The 19,791-nt window shown below is 68.8% G+C and carries 16 protein-coding genes; 7 read left to right on the top strand and 9 right to left on the bottom strand.

The window, feature by feature from the left end:
• The first annotated feature begins 33 nt into the window (after window positions 1–33).
• The 5 genes from ACEL_RS07320 to ACEL_RS07300 all read left to right on the top strand — a co-directional run bounded on the left by ACEL_RS07320 (window position 34) and on the right by ACEL_RS07300 (window position 6,112).
• Complete coding sequence (locus ACEL_RS07320) at window positions 34–1,185, top strand: M48 family metallopeptidase (protein ID WP_011720256.1); 1,152 nt, start codon at window positions 34–36, stop codon at window positions 1,183–1,185.
• Window positions 1,186–1,313: 128 nt separating this feature from the next.
• Window positions 1,314–3,224: a putative bifunctional diguanylate cyclase/phosphodiesterase gene (locus ACEL_RS07315; RefSeq protein ID WP_011720255.1), complete on the top strand. Its 1,911-nt coding sequence runs from the start codon at window positions 1,314–1,316 to the stop codon at window positions 3,222–3,224.
• 60 nt (window positions 3,225–3,284) lie between these two features.
• Window positions 3,285–3,887, top strand: coding sequence for a DUF5998 family protein (locus tag ACEL_RS07310; RefSeq protein WP_011720254.1), 603 nt, complete (start codon window positions 3,285–3,287; stop codon window positions 3,885–3,887).
• Window positions 3,884–5,122, top strand: a complete 1,239-nt coding sequence (locus tag ACEL_RS07305) for an alkaline phosphatase family protein (RefSeq protein ID WP_011720253.1) — start codon at window positions 3,884–3,886, stop codon at window positions 5,120–5,122. The genes ACEL_RS07310 and ACEL_RS07305 overlap by 4 nt, the downstream gene beginning before the upstream one ends.
• 120 nt (window positions 5,123–5,242) lie before the next feature.
• Window positions 5,243–6,112 (top strand): sulfurtransferase, encoded by an 870-nt coding sequence (locus ACEL_RS07300; protein ID WP_011720252.1) that lies wholly within the window; start codon window positions 5,243–5,245, stop codon window positions 6,110–6,112.
• Between the two features lie 99 nt (window positions 6,113–6,211).
• Here ACEL_RS07300 and ACEL_RS07295 read toward each other — a convergent pair whose 3' ends face one another.
• From ACEL_RS07295 to sepH, 9 genes are all read right to left on the bottom strand, one after another.
• Window positions 6,212–6,844, bottom strand: a complete 633-nt coding sequence (locus tag ACEL_RS07295) for a hypothetical protein (RefSeq protein WP_148204564.1) — start codon at window positions 6,842–6,844, stop codon at window positions 6,212–6,214.
• 112 nt (window positions 6,845–6,956) lie between these two features.
• Window positions 6,957–8,231 carry a hypothetical protein gene (locus ACEL_RS07290; protein WP_011720250.1) on the bottom strand — a complete coding sequence of 425 codons (1,275 nt, stop codon included), beginning with the start codon at window positions 8,229–8,231 and terminating at the stop codon, window positions 6,957–6,959.
• Complete coding sequence (locus ACEL_RS07285; protein WP_011720249.1) at window positions 8,228–9,019, bottom strand: ABC transporter ATP-binding protein; 792 nt, start codon at window positions 9,017–9,019, stop codon at window positions 8,228–8,230. Before ACEL_RS07285 ends, ACEL_RS07290 begins: the two co-directional genes overlap by 4 nt.
• Before the next feature lie 26 nt (window positions 9,020–9,045).
• Window positions 9,046–9,465: a hypothetical protein gene (locus tag ACEL_RS07280; protein ID WP_041834998.1), complete on the bottom strand. Its 420-nt coding sequence runs from the start codon at window positions 9,463–9,465 to the stop codon at window positions 9,046–9,048.
• A 253-nt stretch (window positions 9,466–9,718) separates the two neighbouring features.
• Window positions 9,719–12,343 (bottom strand): CHAT domain-containing protein, encoded by a 2,625-nt coding sequence (locus ACEL_RS07275; RefSeq protein WP_011720247.1) that lies wholly within the window; start codon window positions 12,341–12,343, stop codon window positions 9,719–9,721.
• A 12-nt stretch (window positions 12,344–12,355) separates the two neighbouring features.
• On the bottom strand, window positions 12,356–12,805 hold the full coding sequence (locus ACEL_RS07270) for a hypothetical protein (protein ID WP_011720246.1): 450 nt from the start codon (window positions 12,803–12,805) through the stop codon (window positions 12,356–12,358).
• A complete protein-coding gene (locus ACEL_RS07265) occupies window positions 12,802–13,380 on the bottom strand; it encodes an RNA polymerase sigma factor (protein WP_011720245.1) in 579 nt (192 codons plus the stop codon). Before ACEL_RS07265 ends, ACEL_RS07270 begins: the two co-directional genes overlap by 4 nt.
• A gap of 129 nt (window positions 13,381–13,509) precedes the next feature.
• Entirely contained in the window at window positions 13,510–14,697 is a 1,188-nt protein-coding gene (locus ACEL_RS07260) for a S8 family peptidase (RefSeq protein WP_011720244.1), read from the bottom strand.
• Window positions 14,698–15,454: 757 nt separating this feature from the next.
• Entirely contained in the window at window positions 15,455–16,396 is a 942-nt protein-coding gene (gene sepH / locus ACEL_RS11515; RefSeq protein ID WP_011720243.1) for a septation protein SepH, read from the bottom strand.
• A gap of 161 nt (window positions 16,397–16,557) precedes the next feature.
• Between sepH and ACEL_RS07250 the strand changes: the two genes are divergently transcribed.
• The gene (locus ACEL_RS07250; RefSeq protein ID WP_011720242.1) at window positions 16,558–17,610 is read left to right on the top strand and encodes a ferrochelatase; all 1,053 of its coding nucleotides are present in this window, start codon (window positions 16,558–16,560) and stop codon (window positions 17,608–17,610) included.
• 76 nt (window positions 17,611–17,686) lie between these two features.
• Window positions 17,687–19,789 carry a S9 family peptidase gene (locus ACEL_RS07245; protein ID WP_011720241.1) on the top strand — a complete coding sequence of 701 codons (2,103 nt, stop codon included), beginning with the start codon at window positions 17,687–17,689 and terminating at the stop codon, window positions 19,787–19,789.
• The last annotated feature ends 2 nt before the right edge of the window (window positions 19,790–19,791 follow it).

Raw genomic sequence — 19,791 nt, 5'->3', positions numbered from 1 at the left:
CGGAGATCCATGCGTGCGGCGTACCGTGGCGGCATGACAGAAGAACCCGTCGAGCGCCGTCCACCCCGTGCACCGCGCGGCCGGGCGTCCCGGTCCACCGGCCGGTCGGCGTCGCATCCTGCCCAACGCGTCCGGTTCCCCGGAATCAGCGCCCGCAGCTACGAGCATCCCGCCGATCGGGCGGCCCTTGCGGCGCTGCGCGGCGTACCCGGCTTCGACGCTCTCGTCAAGGGAATGTTCGGCTTCTTCAGCGAGCGCCGGTTGCGCATGCTCTTTCTTGCGTCATCGGTGCGGGTTGATGAACGGCAATTTCCTACGCTGCATCGCATCGCCGTCGAGGCCGCGGAAATTCTCGACCTGCCGGAGGTGCCGCAGCTTTTTGTCACGCAGAATCCGGCAGCCAACGCGTGGACCCTCGGCTTGGATCACCCCTTCGTCGTGGTCAGCAGCGGATTGGTTGAGTTGGCTGACGAGGACGAGCTCCGCGCCGTCATTGGTCACGAATTCGGTCACGTCCTCTCCGGGCATGCGGTATACAGTTCGGTGCTCTTCACGCTGCTGCGCATCGGGCGGGTCGCGATCCTTCCGCTCGGCGCCGCCGGCCTGCGGGCGATCGTCATGGCGCTGCAAGAGTGGCACCGCAAAGCCGAACTCTCCTGCGATCGGGCCGGCCTGCTGGTCTGCCAGGATCCGGCCGCGCTCACCCGGCTGCACATGAAGCTGGCGGGCGGCGCGCACCTCGACCAGCTGGATTTCCGCGCCTTCCTCGACCAGGCGGAGGAGTACGAGGCGGGTGGGGACATCCGCGAAGGCGTCATCCGGCTGCTCAACCTGCTGCACGCAACGCATCCGTTCGCCGTGCTCCGGGCGTTGGAAATAAAGCGGTGGGTCGAATCCGGTGCCTACGAGCGAATCCTCGCCGGTGACTATCCCAAGCGGGCGGATGATTCACGCACCTCCTTCACCGACGAGGTGAAAGCCGCCGCAGCGGCGTACAAGGAGGCCTTCGACCGCTCGCCGGACCCCCTGTTCCGGTTGCTGCGCGACATCGGCTCCGGCGCCGCGAACGTCGGGGGCTGGGTTGCCGAGCAGATCCGCCGGATGACCGGTGCGGCGGCACCACGGTCCGACCGCACGACCGACCCACGGTCCGACCGCACGACCGACCCACCGGAGGACGCCTAGCGCTCGGGCGGATCCGTCGGCTCTCGGCGGTCCCGGCGGGGCGTGAGTGGTCTTGACCTTTCTAGGCGTTTTCCCTCGGGAAAGCACCGGATCGGCCGATGGAGTGGCATGACCATGGGATCGGTTCCATGACGGCTGACCTGCACGCGATCGAGGCGCGGTTCGGCGAGACCTACCGGCGTGTCGCGATCGGCATGGCGTTGCTCGACGTCGCCGGACGGTTCCGTGCGGTCAACGATGCGTTCGCTGAGCTCGTCGGCGTCGAGGCCGATGCCCTGATCGGCAGCGAGGAGACCACGTTCATCCGCCCCGACGATCGCCATTGGGCGGACTGGGGAATCGGCGGCGAGCCGCAGCGCCTGCAGGTCCGGATGTGCCGTGCCGACGGCACCGAGATTCACGTCATCCGCATTCTCACTGCTGCGGCCGACGAGGAGCCGTTCGTCCTCGGCCACTACATCGACGTCACCGAGCACAATGCGCGGCTTGCCGCACTGGCGGAACTCGGGGAGTTCAGCCAGACGGTCACCGACGACGCCGGAGCCGCCGATTTGGTCGATCGAGCTCGGCTGCTCGTCGTCCAGCACCTAGGGTTGAGCGAGGATCGGGCCGCCGCGGTGCTCGGAGGGGCGGGGGATGTCCTCGAACTCCTGACAGCCGAGGACCGCAGCTTCGTGCGGAGCATCAGCAGTGTGGTGTGTGCGGTGCATGCCCGGCGGCGGGCGGAAACAGCGCGTTACCACTTGGCAAGCCATGACGCCCTCACCGGCTTGGTGAACCGCACGACGTTCGCCGCGCGGGTTGCCGACGCGGTCGGACAGGCCGAGCGTGGCCGCGGCCACCTCTGCGTCCTCATGGTGGACATCGACGGGTTCAAACGCGTCAACGATTCCCTCGGTCACCTGCACGGCGACCGGCTGCTCCGCGATATCGCTCAACGCATGACCGCGATCGTGCGTCCCACTGACACGGTGGCCCGCATCGGCGGTGACGAGTTCGGCGTCCTCGTCACCGGGCTTGCCGCGCCGAACGAGGCCGAGGCGATCGCGTTGCGGCTGCGGGATGCGTTCCGCACCCCCTTCGCGGTGGACGGCCGGTCGGTGCACCTCTCCGCCAGCATCGGGGTCGCGACCTCGGCGAGCCGCGGCATCGAGCCGGCGGAGCTGCTCGCGGACGCCGACCTTGCCATGACGGAAGCAAAGAACACCGGCAAGGGCCGGTGCGTCGTCTTCCGGCCCGCGCTCCGGCGGGCCGCGGCGCAACGGATCGCCTTGGAGGAGGATTTGCGCGCCGCCGTCGAGGCCGGCGCGTTCCGGCTGGACTTCCAGCCGATCGTGGAACTCGCCACCGGCATGTGGGTCGGCGCCGAGGCACTGCTCCGCTGGCCCCATCCGACCCGGGGTCTCGTGCCTCCGCTGGACTTCATCCCGCTCGCGGAAGACAGCGGCCTGGTGGTCCCCCTCGGCGAGTGGGTGCTTCGTACGGCGCTGCAGCACCGCGTGGCGTGGACGCCGCGGCTCCATTGCCGGCAGGACTTCTGCGTCTCCGTCAACGTCTCGGTGCGCCAGCTTGCCGAACCGGGTTTCGTCGATGTGGTCACTGACGCGCTTGCCGCGAGCGGCGTACCGCCGGAGGTTCTTGTCCTCGAGATGACCGAGAGCGTCTTCATCGATGAGGAGGCCGGGACCCTCGCGGTGCTGCGGGCCCTCCGCGACTTAGGCGTGCGGATCGCCCTTGACGATTTCGGTACCGGCTACTCGGCGCTGTCCTACCTACGCCGGTTCCCGGTCGACATCCTCAAGCTCGATCGGTCGTTCATCGCCGGTCTGCTGGGCACGGCGCAGGATCAGGCCGTCACCCGTGCCGTCATCGGGCTGGCTCAGCAACTCGACCTCGATCTTGTCGCGGAGGGGATCGAAACCTACGATCAGCTGGAAATTCTCCGCCAACTCGGCTGCCGCCTCGGCCAGGGATTCCTGCTGCAGAAGCCGATGCCGGCCGACACGCTCCCCGCGCACTGCCCGTCGTCCGCGTCCTGACCGGCCGCCGTCTCCACACTGGTGGCACGCGGCGGTCGGCTCGTGGTGGAGGATGGAGGCATGCCGGATAACCCTGCCCGCAGCGCTCAGGCAGCCACCGACCTGTGGTCGGATGTCGAACGGAGCGGCTACTACCCGGAGCTCATGGCCGACGCGTTGCGTGCGGCAATCGGCTCCGACGACATCCTCGCCCATGTCGTCCACCAGGAGACGACGATCGACGACGACATGGGGATTCGGCGCCACGTCACCGTCTTGGTTGCGACGCCGGCCCGGCTTGTCGTATGCCACACCGACGAACATCCGCCGGCCGAGGGTCACCCGTACCCGCACGCGACGACGACCACCGAAGTCGTGCCGATCTCGCGGATCACATCCGTGGCGCTCACCACCACCGTGGCCAACCCCGCCGCCTACGTTCCCGGTGCCGCCTGCCGGGAAGCCACCTTGGTGATCGGCTGGGGGGCGGTCGGCCACCTTGACCTTGAGCCGGCGTCGTGCGGCGATGAGAACTGCGAAGCCGACCATGGTTACACCGGGACGATGAGCGCCGACGACCTGTCACTCCGGGTCAGCGAGGACGGCGACGGGCCCGCGGTGGTGGCCCAGGTGCTGCATTTCGCCGGCGTCGTCTCGGAGGCGGCGAGTAGGGCGCGGACGTGACGACGGGCGCGGCGACGGATCGCCCGGGTGCGGAAGCCGTCGCGGCGGTCGTGCACGCCGACGGCTTATCCGGTCCCGCCGGCGTCGCCGGGTTTTCCGGCGGCGCAGGAGCGGTCGCCGTTCCCCGGTACGGAACATCGACGCTTGCCGACCTGGCCGGCAGTGTCCTCGCCTCGCTGGGCGTCGACGCCGGAACGAACCCGCTGGGCTTGCCCGCGACAAAGGTCGCGTGCGTCTTCCTCGTCGACGGCCTCGGCGCCGAGCAGCTTGCCGGCCACCCGACCGACGCGCCGGTCCTGCACGCCGCGCTCCAACGCGGCCGCCGGCTGCATGCCGGGTTCCCGTCCACGACCGCCACCAGCCTGACGTCGCTCGGCACCGGCATCCCGCCCGGCCGGCACGGCATCGTCGGTTACCAGACGGCCATCCCCGGGACCGGCCGGCTGCTCAACGCCCTGCACTGGGACGACGCCGTCGACCCGCTCGCCTGGCAGCCGGTGCGCACCCTGTTCGAGCGGGCGGTGGACGCCGGGGTGCGCGTCGTGCGGATCTCCAAACGTGACTTCCGCGAGAGCGGTCTGACGCGCGCCGCCTTGCGTGGCGGGGAGTATCTTCCGGCCGACGTCTTTGGCGAAATCGTCGCCCGCCTGCATCACGTGCTGCGGGAGGCGGCGCGCTCGCCGCGGCCCACCTTCATCTACGCGTACGTGTCCGATCTCGACTGGGCGGGTCACGGCCACGGGGTCGATTCGGACGCGTGGCGGTGGCAGTTGCGTTTCGTCGACCGGCTGGTGGAGGCGATCGTGAGCGGATTGCCGCCGGAGTGCCGGCTGTACCTCACGGGAGATCACGGCATGGTCGACGTCTCGGAGCGAATCGACATCGAGGCCGAGCCGGAGCTGCTCCGGGACGTCGAGTTGGTCGGCGGGGAGGCTCGGGTTCGGTACCTGTACACCAAGGCCGGGGCCGCGGAGGAGGTTGCCGGGCGGTGGCGGGCCCGGCTCGGTGACCGGGCGCTGATCGTCTCCCGGACGGCGGCGATCGAAGCAGGCTGGTTTGGCGAGCTGGACGATCGCGTGGCCCTGCGGATCGGGGACGTCATCGTAGCGGCTCTCGGCACCCTCGCCTTGGTCTGCGGGCAGACCCATCCCCGGGAGGCGCGCATGGTCGGACACCATGGTTCGTTGACCGCGGCCGAGCAGTGGGTTCCCCTGCTCGAATTCGCTGCCGGCTGAGTCGCCGTTGCGCGCGCCGGTTGCGGCCGGCTGAGAGATTACCGGTTGCGGCCGTTGGTCCACGGCTGTCTCGTCGCACCCCGCGCATGGCGTCCTGGCAGACTGAGCGGCGTGAGCCAAGTGCCGGACCTCCTCGTCGACGTTGCCGAATTGGCGGAGTGGCTGGACGGGCCGCGGCCGCCCGTGCTCATCGACGTCCGATGGAACATCGCCGGTCCCCCGGGTGTCCTTGCCTACCGGGCCGGGCACCTCCCCGGCGCGGTTTTTCTTGACATCGACGGCGACGTGTGCGGCCGCCCGGGAACCGGCGGACGTCATCCGCTTCCCCATCCGGACGATTTCCAAGAATGTGCACGACGCGCGGGAATCTCGGAGAATTCCGACGTTGTCGTGTATGACGCGGCCGACAGTACGGCGGCCGCGCGGATGTGGTGGACGTTGCGGTATTTCGGGCATGAGCGGGTGCGGGTGCTCAACGGCGGATACGCGGCCTGGGTCGCGGCCGGATATCCGGTGACCACGGATGTTCCGCAGCCGCCGCCAGGGAATTTCGTCGCACGACCGGGGAATATGCCGGTTCTTGACGCTGACGGGGCGGCGGAGATCGCGGCGTCCGGGGTGTTGGCCGACGTCCGGGTGCCGGAGCGATTTCGTGGCGAGGTAGAGCCCTATGACCCGGTGGGCGGCCACATTCCCGGGGCGCGAAACGTGCCGAGCGGGGGGAATATCAGGCCTGATGGGCGATTCCGCGATCCGGTTGAACTCCGCGATCGGTTCACCGCGGCCGGAATGGCGGACGCGGCGCCGGTCGGCGTGTACTGCGGTTCCGGTATTCACGCGGCGCACACCGCGTTCGCGATGACGCTTGCCGGGTTGCCGACCCCGCCGGTGTATATCGGGTCGTGGTCGAATTGGGTTGCGGACCGCCGTCGGTCGGTGGCCGTCGGGGATGCGGAGAGCCAACGGCTGGTGGAATCCTGCGGCAATTGAGACATCCCGCATCGCATCCGTGCCGACGGCGAAAACGGCCGGCCGTTCGGGCCGCGACGCTTGACAGGCGGCGACGTGCCGGCGCGTGGCGCGCCGGGGCTACCTCGACGCGTGTTTGGGTGGCCGGAGGATCGCCGCCGCGCCGCTCACCAGCCCGGCGCAGGCAATCACGAGAGCAAGCCAGGACGTCCGGCCGGCAAGCAGAACCGCCCAGCTGTGAACCGTGCCGTGGATGTCCGGGCCAAAGAGCCACATCACCATCGGCACACCAACGGTCGCGGATGCGGCGACCATACTCGGTGCATACCGCGCCGTGACAGCGGCGAATCCGAAGAGGATAGCGGTGTTTCTCGCGACGATGACGGTATCGAAACGCACGCTCGCGGTGTTCGCTGCGGCGAGAAGTACGAGGAGCGCGAGGAGCAGACGGCCCGCTATCGCCGCGTGCCGGCGTGAGGACGCCGCAACCGCCGGGGATCGCAAGGCCTCAACGATAAAGGGAATCACCGAGCAGGTGAGGGCCGGAAGCAGCGGCCAGATGACGGACGACACGCCGTCCCGCGCCGGCACGGCGACAGCGGTGCCAGGGATCACCAACCACGCAACGGCGGCAACAACTGCCGCCAAGGCGAGTGTCGGCAGGTGCCAGGCCCGGAACACCAGCAGAAATGTCCATCGCATTGACCGGACGGCGTCGCGTACCGGCAGACCGCGTTGGACCTGGGGGCGCACGCGTTTTCGCACGAGCAAGCGGCGCCGCATCCGCTGCTCCGGTGGTTCGGCTGATGGTGGGTGAGACGAGGCGGGGGATGGGTGAGCCTGCGGGTGGGCCATCAGCGGATTGTCAGGCACATTCACGGCGCAGCCGATCCAACGCGGCCCGGACATCGGCCGGACTGAGCCGGCGTACCGCGTCGGTATCCGCAGTGAGGGAGGGAAGGAGTGATGCATCGACGCGGTAGAGCAACCAGTTGTCCAGGGTCGTCATGTCCGTATAGGCGGACATGGTGAACCGACAGCTCTTGGCTCCGGAAAGCAGTCTGTTGCGCAGAAGTACGTCAATTCCGAGCAGCCGATCTGCGGCGCGGGTGGCGGTCAAAGTGTGCGCGTCGAGCGGCGCGTCGCCTGCTCCGGGGTCTTGTGAAAAAACTGCCGGTAAATCAACGCCGAGCTCGTGCAGCGGTGCGGCGAAGCGCATGATGTCGGTCCGCGTGGTGGCAAGAAAACGGGCATATCCCGGCAGGGCGCAGAGCCGCGGCGCTGTTCCCATGCAGGTCAGCCGCGGATGGAACGGCTCGAGCGGCTGCCCGACGTAAAAAAGTGGTATGGCAGCGGCAACAGCGGCAACAGCGGCCGCGGCTGCGACGTAGACCCGTGACCGCTTCGGCCACCCTTCGTAGGCGGCGACCGTCGTGACGATCGCAACGGCGAACGCCGCGTAGGCGCAGGTTTGGGCTGCGACCGTTGGGCCATGGGGCCGGAGCGTAGCGGTCGAGCCGCTTGCTCCGCCGACGACTATCAAGGATTCCGGAAGATTGCTCGTGTAGAGGAACAGGGTGAGGCCGAAGGTCACGATCCCGGAGAATGGTATGACGACGACATGCGGCAGCGCATACGCGAGACCGAATCCTGCGGCGGCGTACGCGAGAAGTTGAGCGGTTGCCGGGATGACGCTTTCCCAGGAGGAGGGATCCGGCAGGCCGGGCGTTCCGGCTAGACGCACGAGAATCCAGACCGCGAGCAAACCGCAGGCGCCGGCGAGCAATGCCCAGAATACGGGAGCGAGAAAACGGCCGGCTGTCGCGCGCAGGACGCGCGTCGACGTTCCAATTGCCGCGTGCGTGCGCCGCAGCCGGTATCCCTCGATAGCAGCGGCGCAGCTGAGCAAGGGGCCGAGGAGCACGGTGACGAAGTCATATTCGTACGTCGCCCAGAACCATTCGTGTCGCCACGGCATGGTGCGCAGGCCGAGATGTGCAGCGACTGCGGCGGCGAAAAGCGGTAATGCGAAGCGGAGCGGCGTACGCCAGATGTGGGCGCGGAGCACGGGAAAGCGGACGGGCCGTTGTGATTGGCGGCCTTCTTCGGCGACTGGCCGCTCGACAGCCGCTTCGCTCACCGCGACTCCTCGCGTTCCCGGTCGAGCAGCGAGCGGAGCGCCGTCTCGATTCTCCGGGCGCCGCGTTCGGTCGTGCCCAGGGCGGCGAGTTCCTGCGGTGTGCCGTCGAAAATCACCCGCCCGGCGCTCAGCACAATGACCCGATCGGCAAGCAGCTCGATATCCTCGGTCAACTGCGTCGAAAAAATGACCGTCCTCCCGGCGGCCAGCTCGCGCAACGCATTGCGGATGTCCACCCGCCGCGTGGGATCCACACCGCTGGTCGGCTCGTCGAAGACGGCAAACAGCGGATCGTGCATGAGCGTTGCAGCAAAATACGCCCGCCGGCGGGTGCCGCCGGAGAGGAGGGCGACTTTACGCGGTAGCAGGTCGGTGAGTGAGAATTTCTCGGCGAGTGAGGCAATCGCCGTTGCCCGCGCCCGGTAGTGCATCCCATGAAGCCAGCCCGCGTAGTGCAGCGCTTCGTCGACGCGCAGATGGTCGAAGTACGTCGGTTCTTGCGGAAGATATCCGAGGATGCGGCGCACGGTGCGGAGACCCGCCGTTGCCGTCACCGGATGTCCCGCAACGGTGGCGTCACCGGCGTCCGGTTGGTGAAGTGTCGCGAGAACGCGCAGCAGAGTGGATTTGCCGCCGCCATTCGGCCCGGTGACCGCGGTGATTCCAGGGCGGAAGGTAAGTGTCACCTCGTCGAGTGCCGTGAGTTTTCCGAATCGCACCGTGACGCTGCGGAGAGCAGCCGAAGGGTCGGTACGGCTGCTCTCCACGTGAGATGCCGATAGTGTCAACGCGAACTCCGATAACGCCGGGCGCTTCAGTATCCGAGGGTGGTAATAGCCTGCGGCGAGCAGCTGTCCGGCACGGGCCAGCCGAGCTGAACGCAGACTTTACTAGCTGCACGCACGGCACGGGCGTCCGTCCGCAGCCGGTCGGTCAACGTCCGGGTGACAGGGGTCGTCCAGTACGAGTATTCGCCGGTTGAGCGCGTTACATCATCATAGAAGTAATTGCCGATAAGAAAAGAGAATGTCGTATGCCCGTAGACGTTGTTGCCGTCGTCCGCGCGGTCATCGAGGTAGAAGGCGTTCAACACACTTGTGCGATCCCCACTGATACTTGTGCTACCTGCACCCATGGCGCGCGCGATGTTCTTGTAGTAGGCGTAAACAGGACCCCAGGTGACGGATGTGCTGGTGGCGGCTCGGGCAATTCCCGCGGCTGCGGTCAGGACCACGGCAGCGAGGGGGGGAGTGTCAGAAACTTTCGGACGAACGTCATATCTGCTACCTCCGAGACGATCTCCGTGGACAGCAGGAGGGTACCAACGCGGGGTAGGGTCGTCAAGCGGGCGGCGTGTTTCGCTTGCCGGTGCCGTCCGCCGGGAAAACCAGGGTGCCGCGGACGATTCTCGCCGGCGCCTGCCGCCGATGGGAAATCCTCGCCGGCGCCTGCCGCGAAAAGTTCTGCGCCGACCGCCGGGAATCCAGTTACGCCGCACCCAAGCAGAGAAAACCGTCACACGCAATTGCGTTGCGAGCCGCGAAAAGTGCCGCTGCGGCGTCCGCCCGTGCCGCGAAATGCCGGTGAAATTCCGTCATGAAGTCGGCGGTGAGGTCGTCCGGCACCGGACAGACCGAGGCGATGACCGTCCGTGTCCCCATGCCAAGCAGCGCCGCGGTGAGTCCCATCAGCTCGTCGCCCGGGTGCACGGCGGACAATCCGGATTCGCACGCCGAGAGAACGAGAACGCGCGGGGGACGACGTAATTCCTCGACGTCATAAACGGTGAGCGGTCCGTCGGCCAGTTCGATGGCTGAGAATAACGGGTTGTCGCTGCGGAACCGGCCGTGTGCGGCGATGTGCACCAGGTCGGCGCCGTCCATCGCCGCACGGACGGCGCCGACGGTTGCCGTCTCGGCGGTGAGCACCTGGGCGCGTGGATAGCGGGCGGCGACGGCGCGGATTTCGGTGTCGGCATGGGCAAGGCGGGGACCGGCCACCACGGTGACGCGGTGATTGCGTCCGGCGGATGAGCGGACGGAGCCGAGCCATAGGTGCGCGGCGGGGGCGACGGTCACCGGTCGATCGTCAACCAGCGCAGACCACGGGACGGCGTGCAAGTCACCCGTGGGAATGACGATGAGTTCACTGTCAGGAAGACGCAGCGGGGCAAGGAGAAGGGCACGCAGTCGGTCGATTGCGTGATCCCGGGCTAGGACGGCGGCCGACCGCGCTGCCGCGGAGCCGTGCCGATGGGCGATCCGCTGCATGCTGAATCGCAGTGAGCGCAGTTCATCGCGAATTTCCCGGTATCCGGGGAGCGCCGTGAGCCGGCACCTCCGGCCGTGCACGGTGACGGCGAACAAGTTCCCGTCCACGGCGACATAGGCGACAAGGGTCCGATCACCAAGTGCCGCAGCCAGGACCGGCGTACGGCACGGTGCGGTGAGCTCGCCGCGCCAGACCTGCTGCCCGAGCAATCTGGCCCGATGCCGGATGCGATTTTCCAGTTCCGTTTGCCGGGCCCGCAACGGGCGGGCGTCCTCTCCAACCGCGATGGCGTCAGCGAGCAGGCCGGTCACCCTGCGCAATTCGGCGAGATCGGCGGCAAGCTCGGGGTCAGCCGGCGGCCGCAGCGGTCGGCTGCGCAGCGCCGTGGCCCGGGCGATCTCCGACCACTCGAGGAGGACGGACGGCCGGCCCGAACGGAGGGCGAGCCGCAATCCTTCCTCCGCGAGGTCGCGGCCGAATGCCGCAGCGCTGATCCGCAGGTCGGTGGCCCCGAGAGAGGCGGCGTACTCCCGCACGATCCGAAGACCAGCGCGGAGCGAAGCCCGGGCGGCTGGCAGATTGCCGCTCAGTGTGTGGGCCCGCGCCCTGGCGTAATAGGCCGCCGCCCGCCACTGCGCCGGTGGGTGGCGGTGCCGGACGACGAGCGCGGCCGCGTCGTGGAAGTAACCGATGGCCTGGTCAGCACGCCGTCGCGCCGCCTCGATCTCCCCGCAGATCACCAGGGCACGGGCTGCTGACTCCGGCCAGCGTCCGGCGAGTTCGGCGGCTAAGCGCCGGGCGGCGGCACGGAGCCGGCCGCTGCGTTCCCCGCCGCCGAACCGAGCCGCGAGCAGGACGTGGCGGGCGAGCAGCTCCCAGCTCCGGCGTCGCTGGCGGCGGAAGGCTTCGGCCGCGTGCGCGGCCCGGTCCGCCGCCGCCGTCCAGTCGCCCTCCGCGAGGGCCGCCCGGGCCGCGAGCAGGTGCCACTCGGCGGCGTCGATCGCGAACCCGGCGGCGGCAAGCTGCGGGATGGCCTGCTCAAGCTCGCGGCGTGCTTCGCCCGCGAGTCCAGCCACGAGCAGCGCCTCGGCGCGGTCACAGGTGATGGCGAGCCGGCCGTACGGGTCGGCGTCCTCGATGGCGATGTCGAGGTGGCGCAGTGCACCGAGGACGTCCCCGCGGCGCAGCCGGACGAACCCGAGGTTCTCCGCGATGGTCGACCGATACTCGGCCAGCCCGGCGCAGTTCGCAACCTCCGCCGCGCGGCGCAGGTCGCGCTCCGCGGCGTCCCATAGGCCGGCGTACGCCAGCGTGTTGGCCCGGTTGAGATAGAGACGGCATTGCCCGTGGACGTCAGCGGTCCGGCGCAGCAGGGGAAGCGCGCGGGCGTAGTACCGCAGTGCCGCCTCGGTGTCCCCGATCCGGGCGGCGAGCAGGCCCAGTTGCGCGAGGACAGGGCCGCGTTGGACGCCGCGGAGCTCGGCCGCCGCCCGGAGGCACTCCTCATACCCGAGGGCGGTCCGGCCCGTCTCGGCGAGGAGCGCCGCGTACGTCATCCGCGCGTGCGCGAGCGGCTCAATCAGACCGTGGCGGCGAGCCACCTGAACGGCCCGGACCGCATGCCGGAGAGCGGGCCGTGGTCCAGCGAGACGCCGGGTCGCCAAGGCGAGCGCACGGAGGGCGAGGACGGCGTCCGCTGGCTGCGCCGGACCGTTGAGCACCGACTCGGCAAGCGCACGTGCTCGGTGCGGATCAGTACCGCTGGCCGCGTACGCCGCAGCCGCTGCTTCGGCTGCGGGGGCGGCCGCTTCCGCGGGGAGTGGCGTTCGTGCGCGCGGCACGCCCTCAGGGTGTCAGATGACCACCCAGTCGGTGCTAACCGGACGGGCTGCGCTGGGCCGCCGCACCTGCAAGCTCACCGGCCCGGGAGGAACGTTGTCGGCGGTGAAGCGACCGAGGTCGTCGGCTTCCACGGCGAGGGACCCGGCCGGCCAGCAGACCGTGATGCTCGCCGGGCCTGGCGGTACAAGCTGGCCTGTCAGCTGCCGCAGCCGCTCCCCGGCGACTTCAATCTCAATTTCCGTCCCCGGGGCCCGGAATGTCAGCAGCCGATGATCTGCGGCCGTGCGCACGCCTGCCGGTATGGGCGTCTCCGCGGAGTCTGCGATGAGAGCGGCCAGTTCGGCGTCGATGTCGCGCCAGGCGAACGCAGCGTAGGCTGCGGCACGGATCGCCTCCGGCATTGGGTCGGTCCGGTCGAGCGCCGCCCGTAGCGTCTGAAGCAGCTGTTCGTCGGTGCTCACCGGTTGCTCCCGGCGGATTCGACATCGGGCTCGTGGCCGAGGGCGGCCAGAAGCTCGCGGAGCCGCGCGAGGCAGCGGCTGCGGGTCGGGCCGAGACTGCCGATCGGAACGTCGAGTGCGGCGGCGAGTTCGGCATAGCTGGGCGTTGGGTCGCTGGTGAGCGCCCGGAGGAGCACCCGGCACCGAGGCGGCAGCTGGGCGAGCGCCGCGGCCAGGAGCCGGTCGCGATCAGCTGCCACGACGTGTTCCTCTGGAGTTGGCTCGACGGACGGGTGATCGGGAAGTGACTCGGTGACGTGCTCTCGGCCCCGGCGATTGAGAAAACGGAGGCACTCGTGTCGGGTCGTCGCCGCCAGCCAGCTGCCGACCTGGTCGGGGTCGCGGAGCCGGTCCAGGTGTTCGACCAGCCGTAACCACGCGGTCTGGCTGATGTCCGCCGCATCCATGCCGCCGATGCCATGACCGCGGATCACCGCCCAGACCAGGCGGGCATAGCGATCGACGAGCGCATGCCAAGCCTCTCGGCTGCCCGCTCTCGCCGCCGCTACCAAGGTGGAGGTGCTCTGGTCGGTCACCAGCCGGAACTCCCGCTCTGCCCGTCACCCCCCGTCGCCGCCGTCTGGTCGTCGATGGCGGTGCAGTCCACGACACGCTATCGCGAGGTACGCCGCGGACGGCATACCCGGCGTGTCGCCCTGTCTCGGTCACGGTGTGGTGCCCGGCGCATCGTCGAGAGCGACACCAAGGTCGGGGAATGAGCGTCGTCCGGTCGGATCAAGCAGCGCGTCGGCGGCGTGGCTTGCGGGTTCACTCTTGGCCGTGACGCGTGCGGCGATCGCTGCGGCGAATCGCGGCGCGGCGAACGACGTGCCGCTCCATCGCGCGTAACCGACGAAGCGGTCCGGGTCGTAATCTCCGCTGGGTCGCTGCGGTCCGTTGAACGTGACGAAGGTGCTCGTCACACCTTCCCCAACGGCGCAGGCGTCGACCCACCACCCGTAGTTGCTGAAGTCCGCCCGGTCGGAGCCGGCCGCGTTGAGCGCGCCCACGCCGATGACCCGCTTCATGGCTGCCGGCCAGAACGGCCGGTCACTGCTGCAATTGCCTGCGCACGCCACGATCACGACGTCCCGCGGAATGCGGGCGAGCACATGGGCCAGGGCGGGCGGCGGCTTGTCGTCGTAGGTGTAGCAACCAAGCGAGAGCGATATGACGTCGACCCGCGGCAATGCGTGCAGCGCGTGAATAAGGCGGAATTCATCGGTGACGCCGTCGCTTTCAATGACCCGCCGGATGACTAATTCTGCTGTCGGCGCGTATTTGCGGAATATGCCGGCGATGAATGTACCGTGCCCGGCAAGGGAATCAAGCTGGAAATCCAGATTTGCGTCCAAGACCTCGTAATCGGGCGGCAGGCATGTCGCGAACCACAGACAGCTGAGGAACCACGGATGCGGGACGATACCGGTGTCAAGAATTGCGACGCGGGGCGTCGGCCCGGCCGGATATGGACCGGCCGGTGGCGGAGCCGGCAAGGGATCAATCGGTTCCGGGTCGTCGGCAGGCCCTGGATGCCACTGCGGTTGAGCAAGACAGACATGATTCGGACCGATGCCGATGCGCTTGTGCGCTCCGCCGGCAAGGGTGGCAGTCCACTCGGCGACATCGACCTTCGCCGCCGGCCGAAGCCGGAACCGCACGATTCCCGACGGATGGTCGTCATGTCCATCGATCCACCGCCGGCCACGGTCGGCGACCACAGTGGCGTCGGACTGAACGGCGAGCACCTCATTGCGGCGCAGAAAGACCAAGCCGCGTTGAGCATTGACGGCTTCAATGTCCGGGTGCCGCGCGAGCATCCGTTCATTACGTGCCGGATAATCAAACCGCATTCCGTGCTCCTTATTGCCCTAGCGGACAACGTTTATTGCCTCAGCGGACAACGTGCCGCAATTCCTGAGCGGACGACGTGGCACCCGAGCACCGGGGCAGAACAGCGCACCGCCCGAGTGCCAGGGCGAGACAGCAGAGTACCCACGTCGCGGGGCGAAGATGGCGCATCGCCCGGCAAGACGGCGCAGTACCGCCCGCCTGCGTGGGCCGGAGGTACGAGGAATGCCGGCGGCGCCGGATCGCCCGCCTCCGTCGAACGATCCGACGCCGCCGTGGAGTTGTGCGTCCCCCACGTCGATGCGCAACCCCACGCAAGGCACGGACTCCGATGCCGGCTGCCGTGCCTCCCCCGAATGTGCGGCCCCTCGCTCATGGCAGACGCCGGATCAGCGCCCGACGTCGCCGCCTTCGGCGGCATGCCATGATCTGCCCGACCACGCGCCGACGGGCGTCCATCAGGTCGATAACCGAGCTCGGCGTTGCCCGATCCGCAGCGTTGGCCTCACGCCACCCCCCGGATGTCTGCTGCGGCATGCTCGCTCCCGTCAGCGCGCCTTTGGTCACGTGGACGTTACGCCCTACCAGAGCGGATGCCCGGCGTCCTGATACCGGCGAGCAGAAGATTTTTTCCGGCCGCCTCGGGGTCCGGCCGCCTGAGTGAGATGGTGCGGCCGCCCGACGACGGAAGCGGCAGCTCGATCAGTAACGCAGCGGCCGCCGCAGCGACGAGGTCCGGTTGCCGATGCCGGCGGTCGGCTATTCGGTCTTTGGTTTCATGCCGAAGATGATGTCGTCCCACTTCGGGACGCGGGCGCGGGTACGTCCGCGTTTTGCCGGCTGCGTGGCCGTAGGCTGGGCATCCGCCGCCGTCGGGTCGCGCATCGGTTCGTCGGACGGGGCACTCTTGGCCGAGGCCGCACTCGCCGTCACCGGTTGCGCCGAGGCCATCTCGGCCGCCGGCCGAGCGCCCGTGGACGAGCTCGCCGGGACCGTTGCCTGAGGCGGCGCAGCCGGAACGGCTGCCTGAGGGAGCACCGTCGATTCTGTCGTTCCGCGAGGGTGCAGCGGGTCAACGTCGTCGGGTGTGGGCACGACCCGCATCAGCCGATGCACGGTAGCGCTCTGCTCAGCCGGGGGCTCTTCCTCACCGCCGGAGAGGCGCTTGGCCAACCCATCGATCGGCGAGGCGTGCTGGTGCGCAAAATCCAATTCCCATGCGGCGGTCGCGCCGTCCGGCCACCGGATGCGTACCTCCCAGGTATGGTCGGGCCGGCGGGCCGAATCCCAGACGACATCCTCGGGGCTCATGCCCTGCCGGATGGCGTGCCGCTCGACGACGTCGGCGAGGAGCACGCTCGGCCCGGAAGGCACGGCGATCCGCGCCCGGCGTGCCCGCTCCGCGACGTGCTCACGCTCCTGCAAGACGGGCCCAACGAACCGCAGCACGCGCTCCAGCGGAACTCCGGCCGAACCCGCCACCTCTTCCGCGGACTCCCCGGCACGGATCCGTTCCTGGATCTCGCGCGGCGAGATGCGGCTCTCCAGCGCCATCGTGAGCTGACCGAGCCGGGAGAGTTGCCCGTTGACGGCGGCGCGAAGGCGGTCATCGATGGTCAGACGGTGCTCGTTCCCGTGGGTGTCGATCAAGCTGAGTGATCGCCCGTCCGCGCTTACGCCGATTAACCGCAGCTCCGCCATTCCCCTCGTCCCGCTCTCGTGCGTGGGTCGCCTTCCGTCACGTCTCGATGTGTCGTCCCGGTCACACCGCCCGCCCTGCCCTGGACCCTACCGCCGCCGGCCGGCCTGCCCAGGCGATACCCCTGAATCGCCGGGAACAGCCACCAGGCAGGATCGTGGCCGTGACCACCTCGCAGACCGAACCGCCCACGTACGACGCGTTGCTCATCGTCTCTTTCGGCGGACCGGAGGGCCCGGACGACGTCATGCCGTTTCTGCGAGACGTTACGGCGGGACGCGGCGTACCGGAAGAGCGGCTCGCCGAAGTCGCCCAACATTACTACCACTTCGGCGGAATCAGCCCGATCAACGCGCAGAACAGGGCCCTGCTGGCCGCGGTCCGGGCGGACTTCGCCGCAACCGGTGTGAACCTTGCCGTCTACTGGGCGAACCGGCATTGGCAGCCTTGGTTGGCCGACGTCGTCGCTCAGATGCGGGACGACGGGATCGAGCGGGCGCTTGCCTTTCTCACCTCGGCGTACGCCGGCTTCTCCAGTTGCCGGCAGTATCTGGACGCGATCGAAGCGGCCCGCCGGCGGGTCGGTCCGCGGGCGCCGCGGATCGACCGGCTGCGGCAGTACTTCAACCATCCGGGGTTCATCGAACCGTTCCGGGATGCGACCCAATCGGCGCTGGCGACGCTGCCTCCTGAGGTACGGGCCGGCGCGCCGATCGTGTATGTCGCCCATTCGATTCCCGAGGCGATGAATGCCGCGAGCGGCCCGGCTGGCGGCATGTATGCGCGGCAGGTCGCCGAGGCCGCACGGCTGGTGCACGAGGCGCTGGACGGCAGCCATCCGTCGCGGCTTGCGTACTGCAGCCGGAGCGGATCGCCGTCCGTGCCGTGGCTGGAGCCGGAGATCGGGCAGGTGCTCACCGAATTGGCCGAGGACGGCGCGCCGGCCGTTGTGGTCGTGCCGATCGGGTTCGTCAGCGACCACATGGAAGTGCGTTACGACCTGGACACCGAAGCGGCCGAGCTGGCAGCCCGCCTCGGCGTCCGGTTTGCCCGGGCCGCCACCCCAGGGACGGATCCGCGGTTCGTCGCGATGATCCGCGAGCTCGCTCTCGAACGGCTCGGCCGCGCCGCACCTCGCGCTCTCGGCCCAACTAGCCCGGCTCACGACGTCTGCCCGGACAACTGCTGCCGCTTCGCCCGCTCGCATCCGGCCTAGGCGGGTTTGGGCGGAACGCCCGGCGCTCCCGCCCGCCGCTGCCCTGCCGGATCAGTCACGCGGATATCGTCGGCATATGCCCGCACAACTTCCCCCCGACGGTGAGGTGCGCGCCAAACCAACCGATTCCGACGCCGCCCACCCCTTCGCCGACCTCGACCGCTACGTGGCCATCCCACGGGTCGCCGGTCTCATCCTCGCGCCGGACGGCCGCCGGCTGGTCTGCGTCGTTCAGACCCCGGCGGCGGACAATTCCGCTTACGTGTCTGCGCTCTGGGAGGTCGATCCCGCCGGGGAGGCGCCGCCGCGTCGGCTCACCTTCTCCGCGGAAGGTGAGACCCAGCCGGCCTTCACCGCGGACGGCGACCTGCTCTTCGTCTCCAAGCGGTCCAGTCCGTCACCGTCACCGGGGAGTGCGGAGACCGAGACGACAGCTGGGCTGTGGCGATTGCCGGCTTCCGGTGGTGAGGCGTATCAGGTGGCCGCGCCGTCGGCCGGCATCACCAAGGTGCTCGCCGCCCGGGCGGCCGGCGTCGTCCTGGTCGTGGCGCCCGCACTGCCGGGTCCGTACGAGGAGGACGCCGCCCGGCGCAAAGCCCGCCGTGAGGCGGGGGTCTCCGCCGTCCTGCACGAATCAGCGCCGGTACGGCACTGGGATCGGGACATTGGTCCCGACTTTCCCCGGCTGCTTCGTGTCGATCTCGACGGGACGGCCGTGTCTTCGGCCCAGCCTGTTTCCGGTCGGTTGCACGACCTCACCCCGGACCCTGGGCGGGCGCTCGACGAGGTCGGCCTGGCGGTCAGCGACGACGGCCGGATCGCGGTCTGCGGCTGGCGGACCCCGCTCGGTCGCGGTGTCGAAGGGGTATCCCTGGTGGCCATCGACACCACCAGCGGGGAGCGACGCGTTCTGCTCGCCGCGACCGCGGAACCGGTGAAGCAGAACTTCGATCAGCCGGCGATCTCTCCGGACGGCCGGTACGTGGTCTGCGTCTGCGAGGAGGAAGGCGACCGTGACCACCCGCCACGGTGCAGCCTCCGCCTCGTTGATCTTCACAGCGGCGCGGTGACGCCGTTGGCGCCGGAGTTTCCTTACTGGCCAGCAAATCCCCGGTTCTCCGCCGACGGCAGCGCCGTTTTCTTTGTTGCCGATGAGCAGGGGCGCTGTCCGGTCTTTCGCGTCGACATCGCCACCGGACAGGTGCGCCGGCTTGCATCGGACGGCGCGTACTCGGAGGTGAACGTCTCGCCGGACGGCAAATACCTCTATGCGTTGCGGAGTCGAATCGACGAGCCGCCGCGGCCGGTGCGGCTGGAGGTCGATGCCGTCGACCAGAAACCGATGGAAATTCCCGCACCGGGCGAAATACTGAGTTATCCCGGCCGGGTGACCGAGATTACCGCGACCGCCGTCGACGGTGTGCCGTTGCGGGCCTGGCTCGTCCTTCCGGACGGAGCAACCGCTGAGCACCCAGCCCCGCTGGCATTATGGATTCACGGCGGCCCGCTCATGAGTTGGAATTCCTGGAGTTGGCGGTGGAATCCTTGGTTGCTCGCGGCGCGCGGCTATGCGGTGCTGCTCCCCGATCCCGGGTTGTCGCAAGGCTATGGGCAAGAATTCATCACCCGAGCGTGGCGCGACTGGGGTCCGGTGCCATTCGCGGACCTCATGACCATCACCGATGCGGCGGCGGCCCGCGCTGACATTGATGAAACCCGGATCGCGGCAATGGGCGGTTCCTACGGCGGATTCATGGCCAACTGGATCGCCGGGCACACCGACCGATTCAAGGCGATCGTCAGCCATGCGAGCCTGTGGGCGCTGGATTATTTCACCGGCGTCACCGATCACGCGGGGGAGTGGCTCCGGGAATGGGGTCATCCGGTGCACGAACCTGAGCGTTACGAGCGGAACAGTCCGCATCGACACATCGCGGCGATCCGCACACCGATGCTCGTGATTCACGGTGACAAGGATTATCGAGTGCCGATCGCGGAGGGCCTCAAATTGTGGGCCGACTTGGTGTGGCACGGTTGTGACGCGAAATTCCTCTATTTCCCGGACGAAAATCACTGGATTCTCAAACCCGGAAACGTCAAGGCCTGGTACGCGACGGTACTCGCATTTCTGGACCACTACGTCCGCGGCCTGCCCTGGCGGCGTCCGGAGTTGGTGTGACG

It is taken from the genome of Acidothermus cellulolyticus 11B (assembly GCF_000015025.1).
Lineage (GTDB): Bacteria > Actinomycetota > Actinomycetes > Acidothermales > Acidothermaceae > Acidothermus > Acidothermus cellulolyticus.
Note: the sequence above shows the minus strand (reverse complement) of the source record. Positions and strands in the feature narration are given on the sequence as shown.

Coding starts and splice junctions, on each gene's coding strand:
- ACEL_RS07320 (WP_011720256.1), top strand. CDS start 34: ATGACAGAAGAACCCGTCGAGCGCCGTCCACCCCGTGCACCGCGCGGC.
- ACEL_RS07315 (WP_011720255.1), top strand. CDS start 1,314: ATGACGGCTGACCTGCACGCGATCGAGGCGCGGTTCGGCGAGACCTAC.
- ACEL_RS07260 (WP_011720244.1), bottom strand. CDS start 14,697: ATGCGGTTTGATTATCCGGCACGTAATGAACGGATGCTCGCGCGGCAC.
- sepH (WP_011720243.1), bottom strand. CDS start 16,396: ATGGCGGAGCTGCGGTTAATCGGCGTAAGCGCGGACGGGCGATCACTC.
- ACEL_RS07310 (WP_011720254.1), top strand. CDS start 3,285: ATGCCGGATAACCCTGCCCGCAGCGCTCAGGCAGCCACCGACCTGTGG.
- ACEL_RS07245 (WP_011720241.1), top strand. CDS start 17,687: ATGCCCGCACAACTTCCCCCCGACGGTGAGGTGCGCGCCAAACCAACC.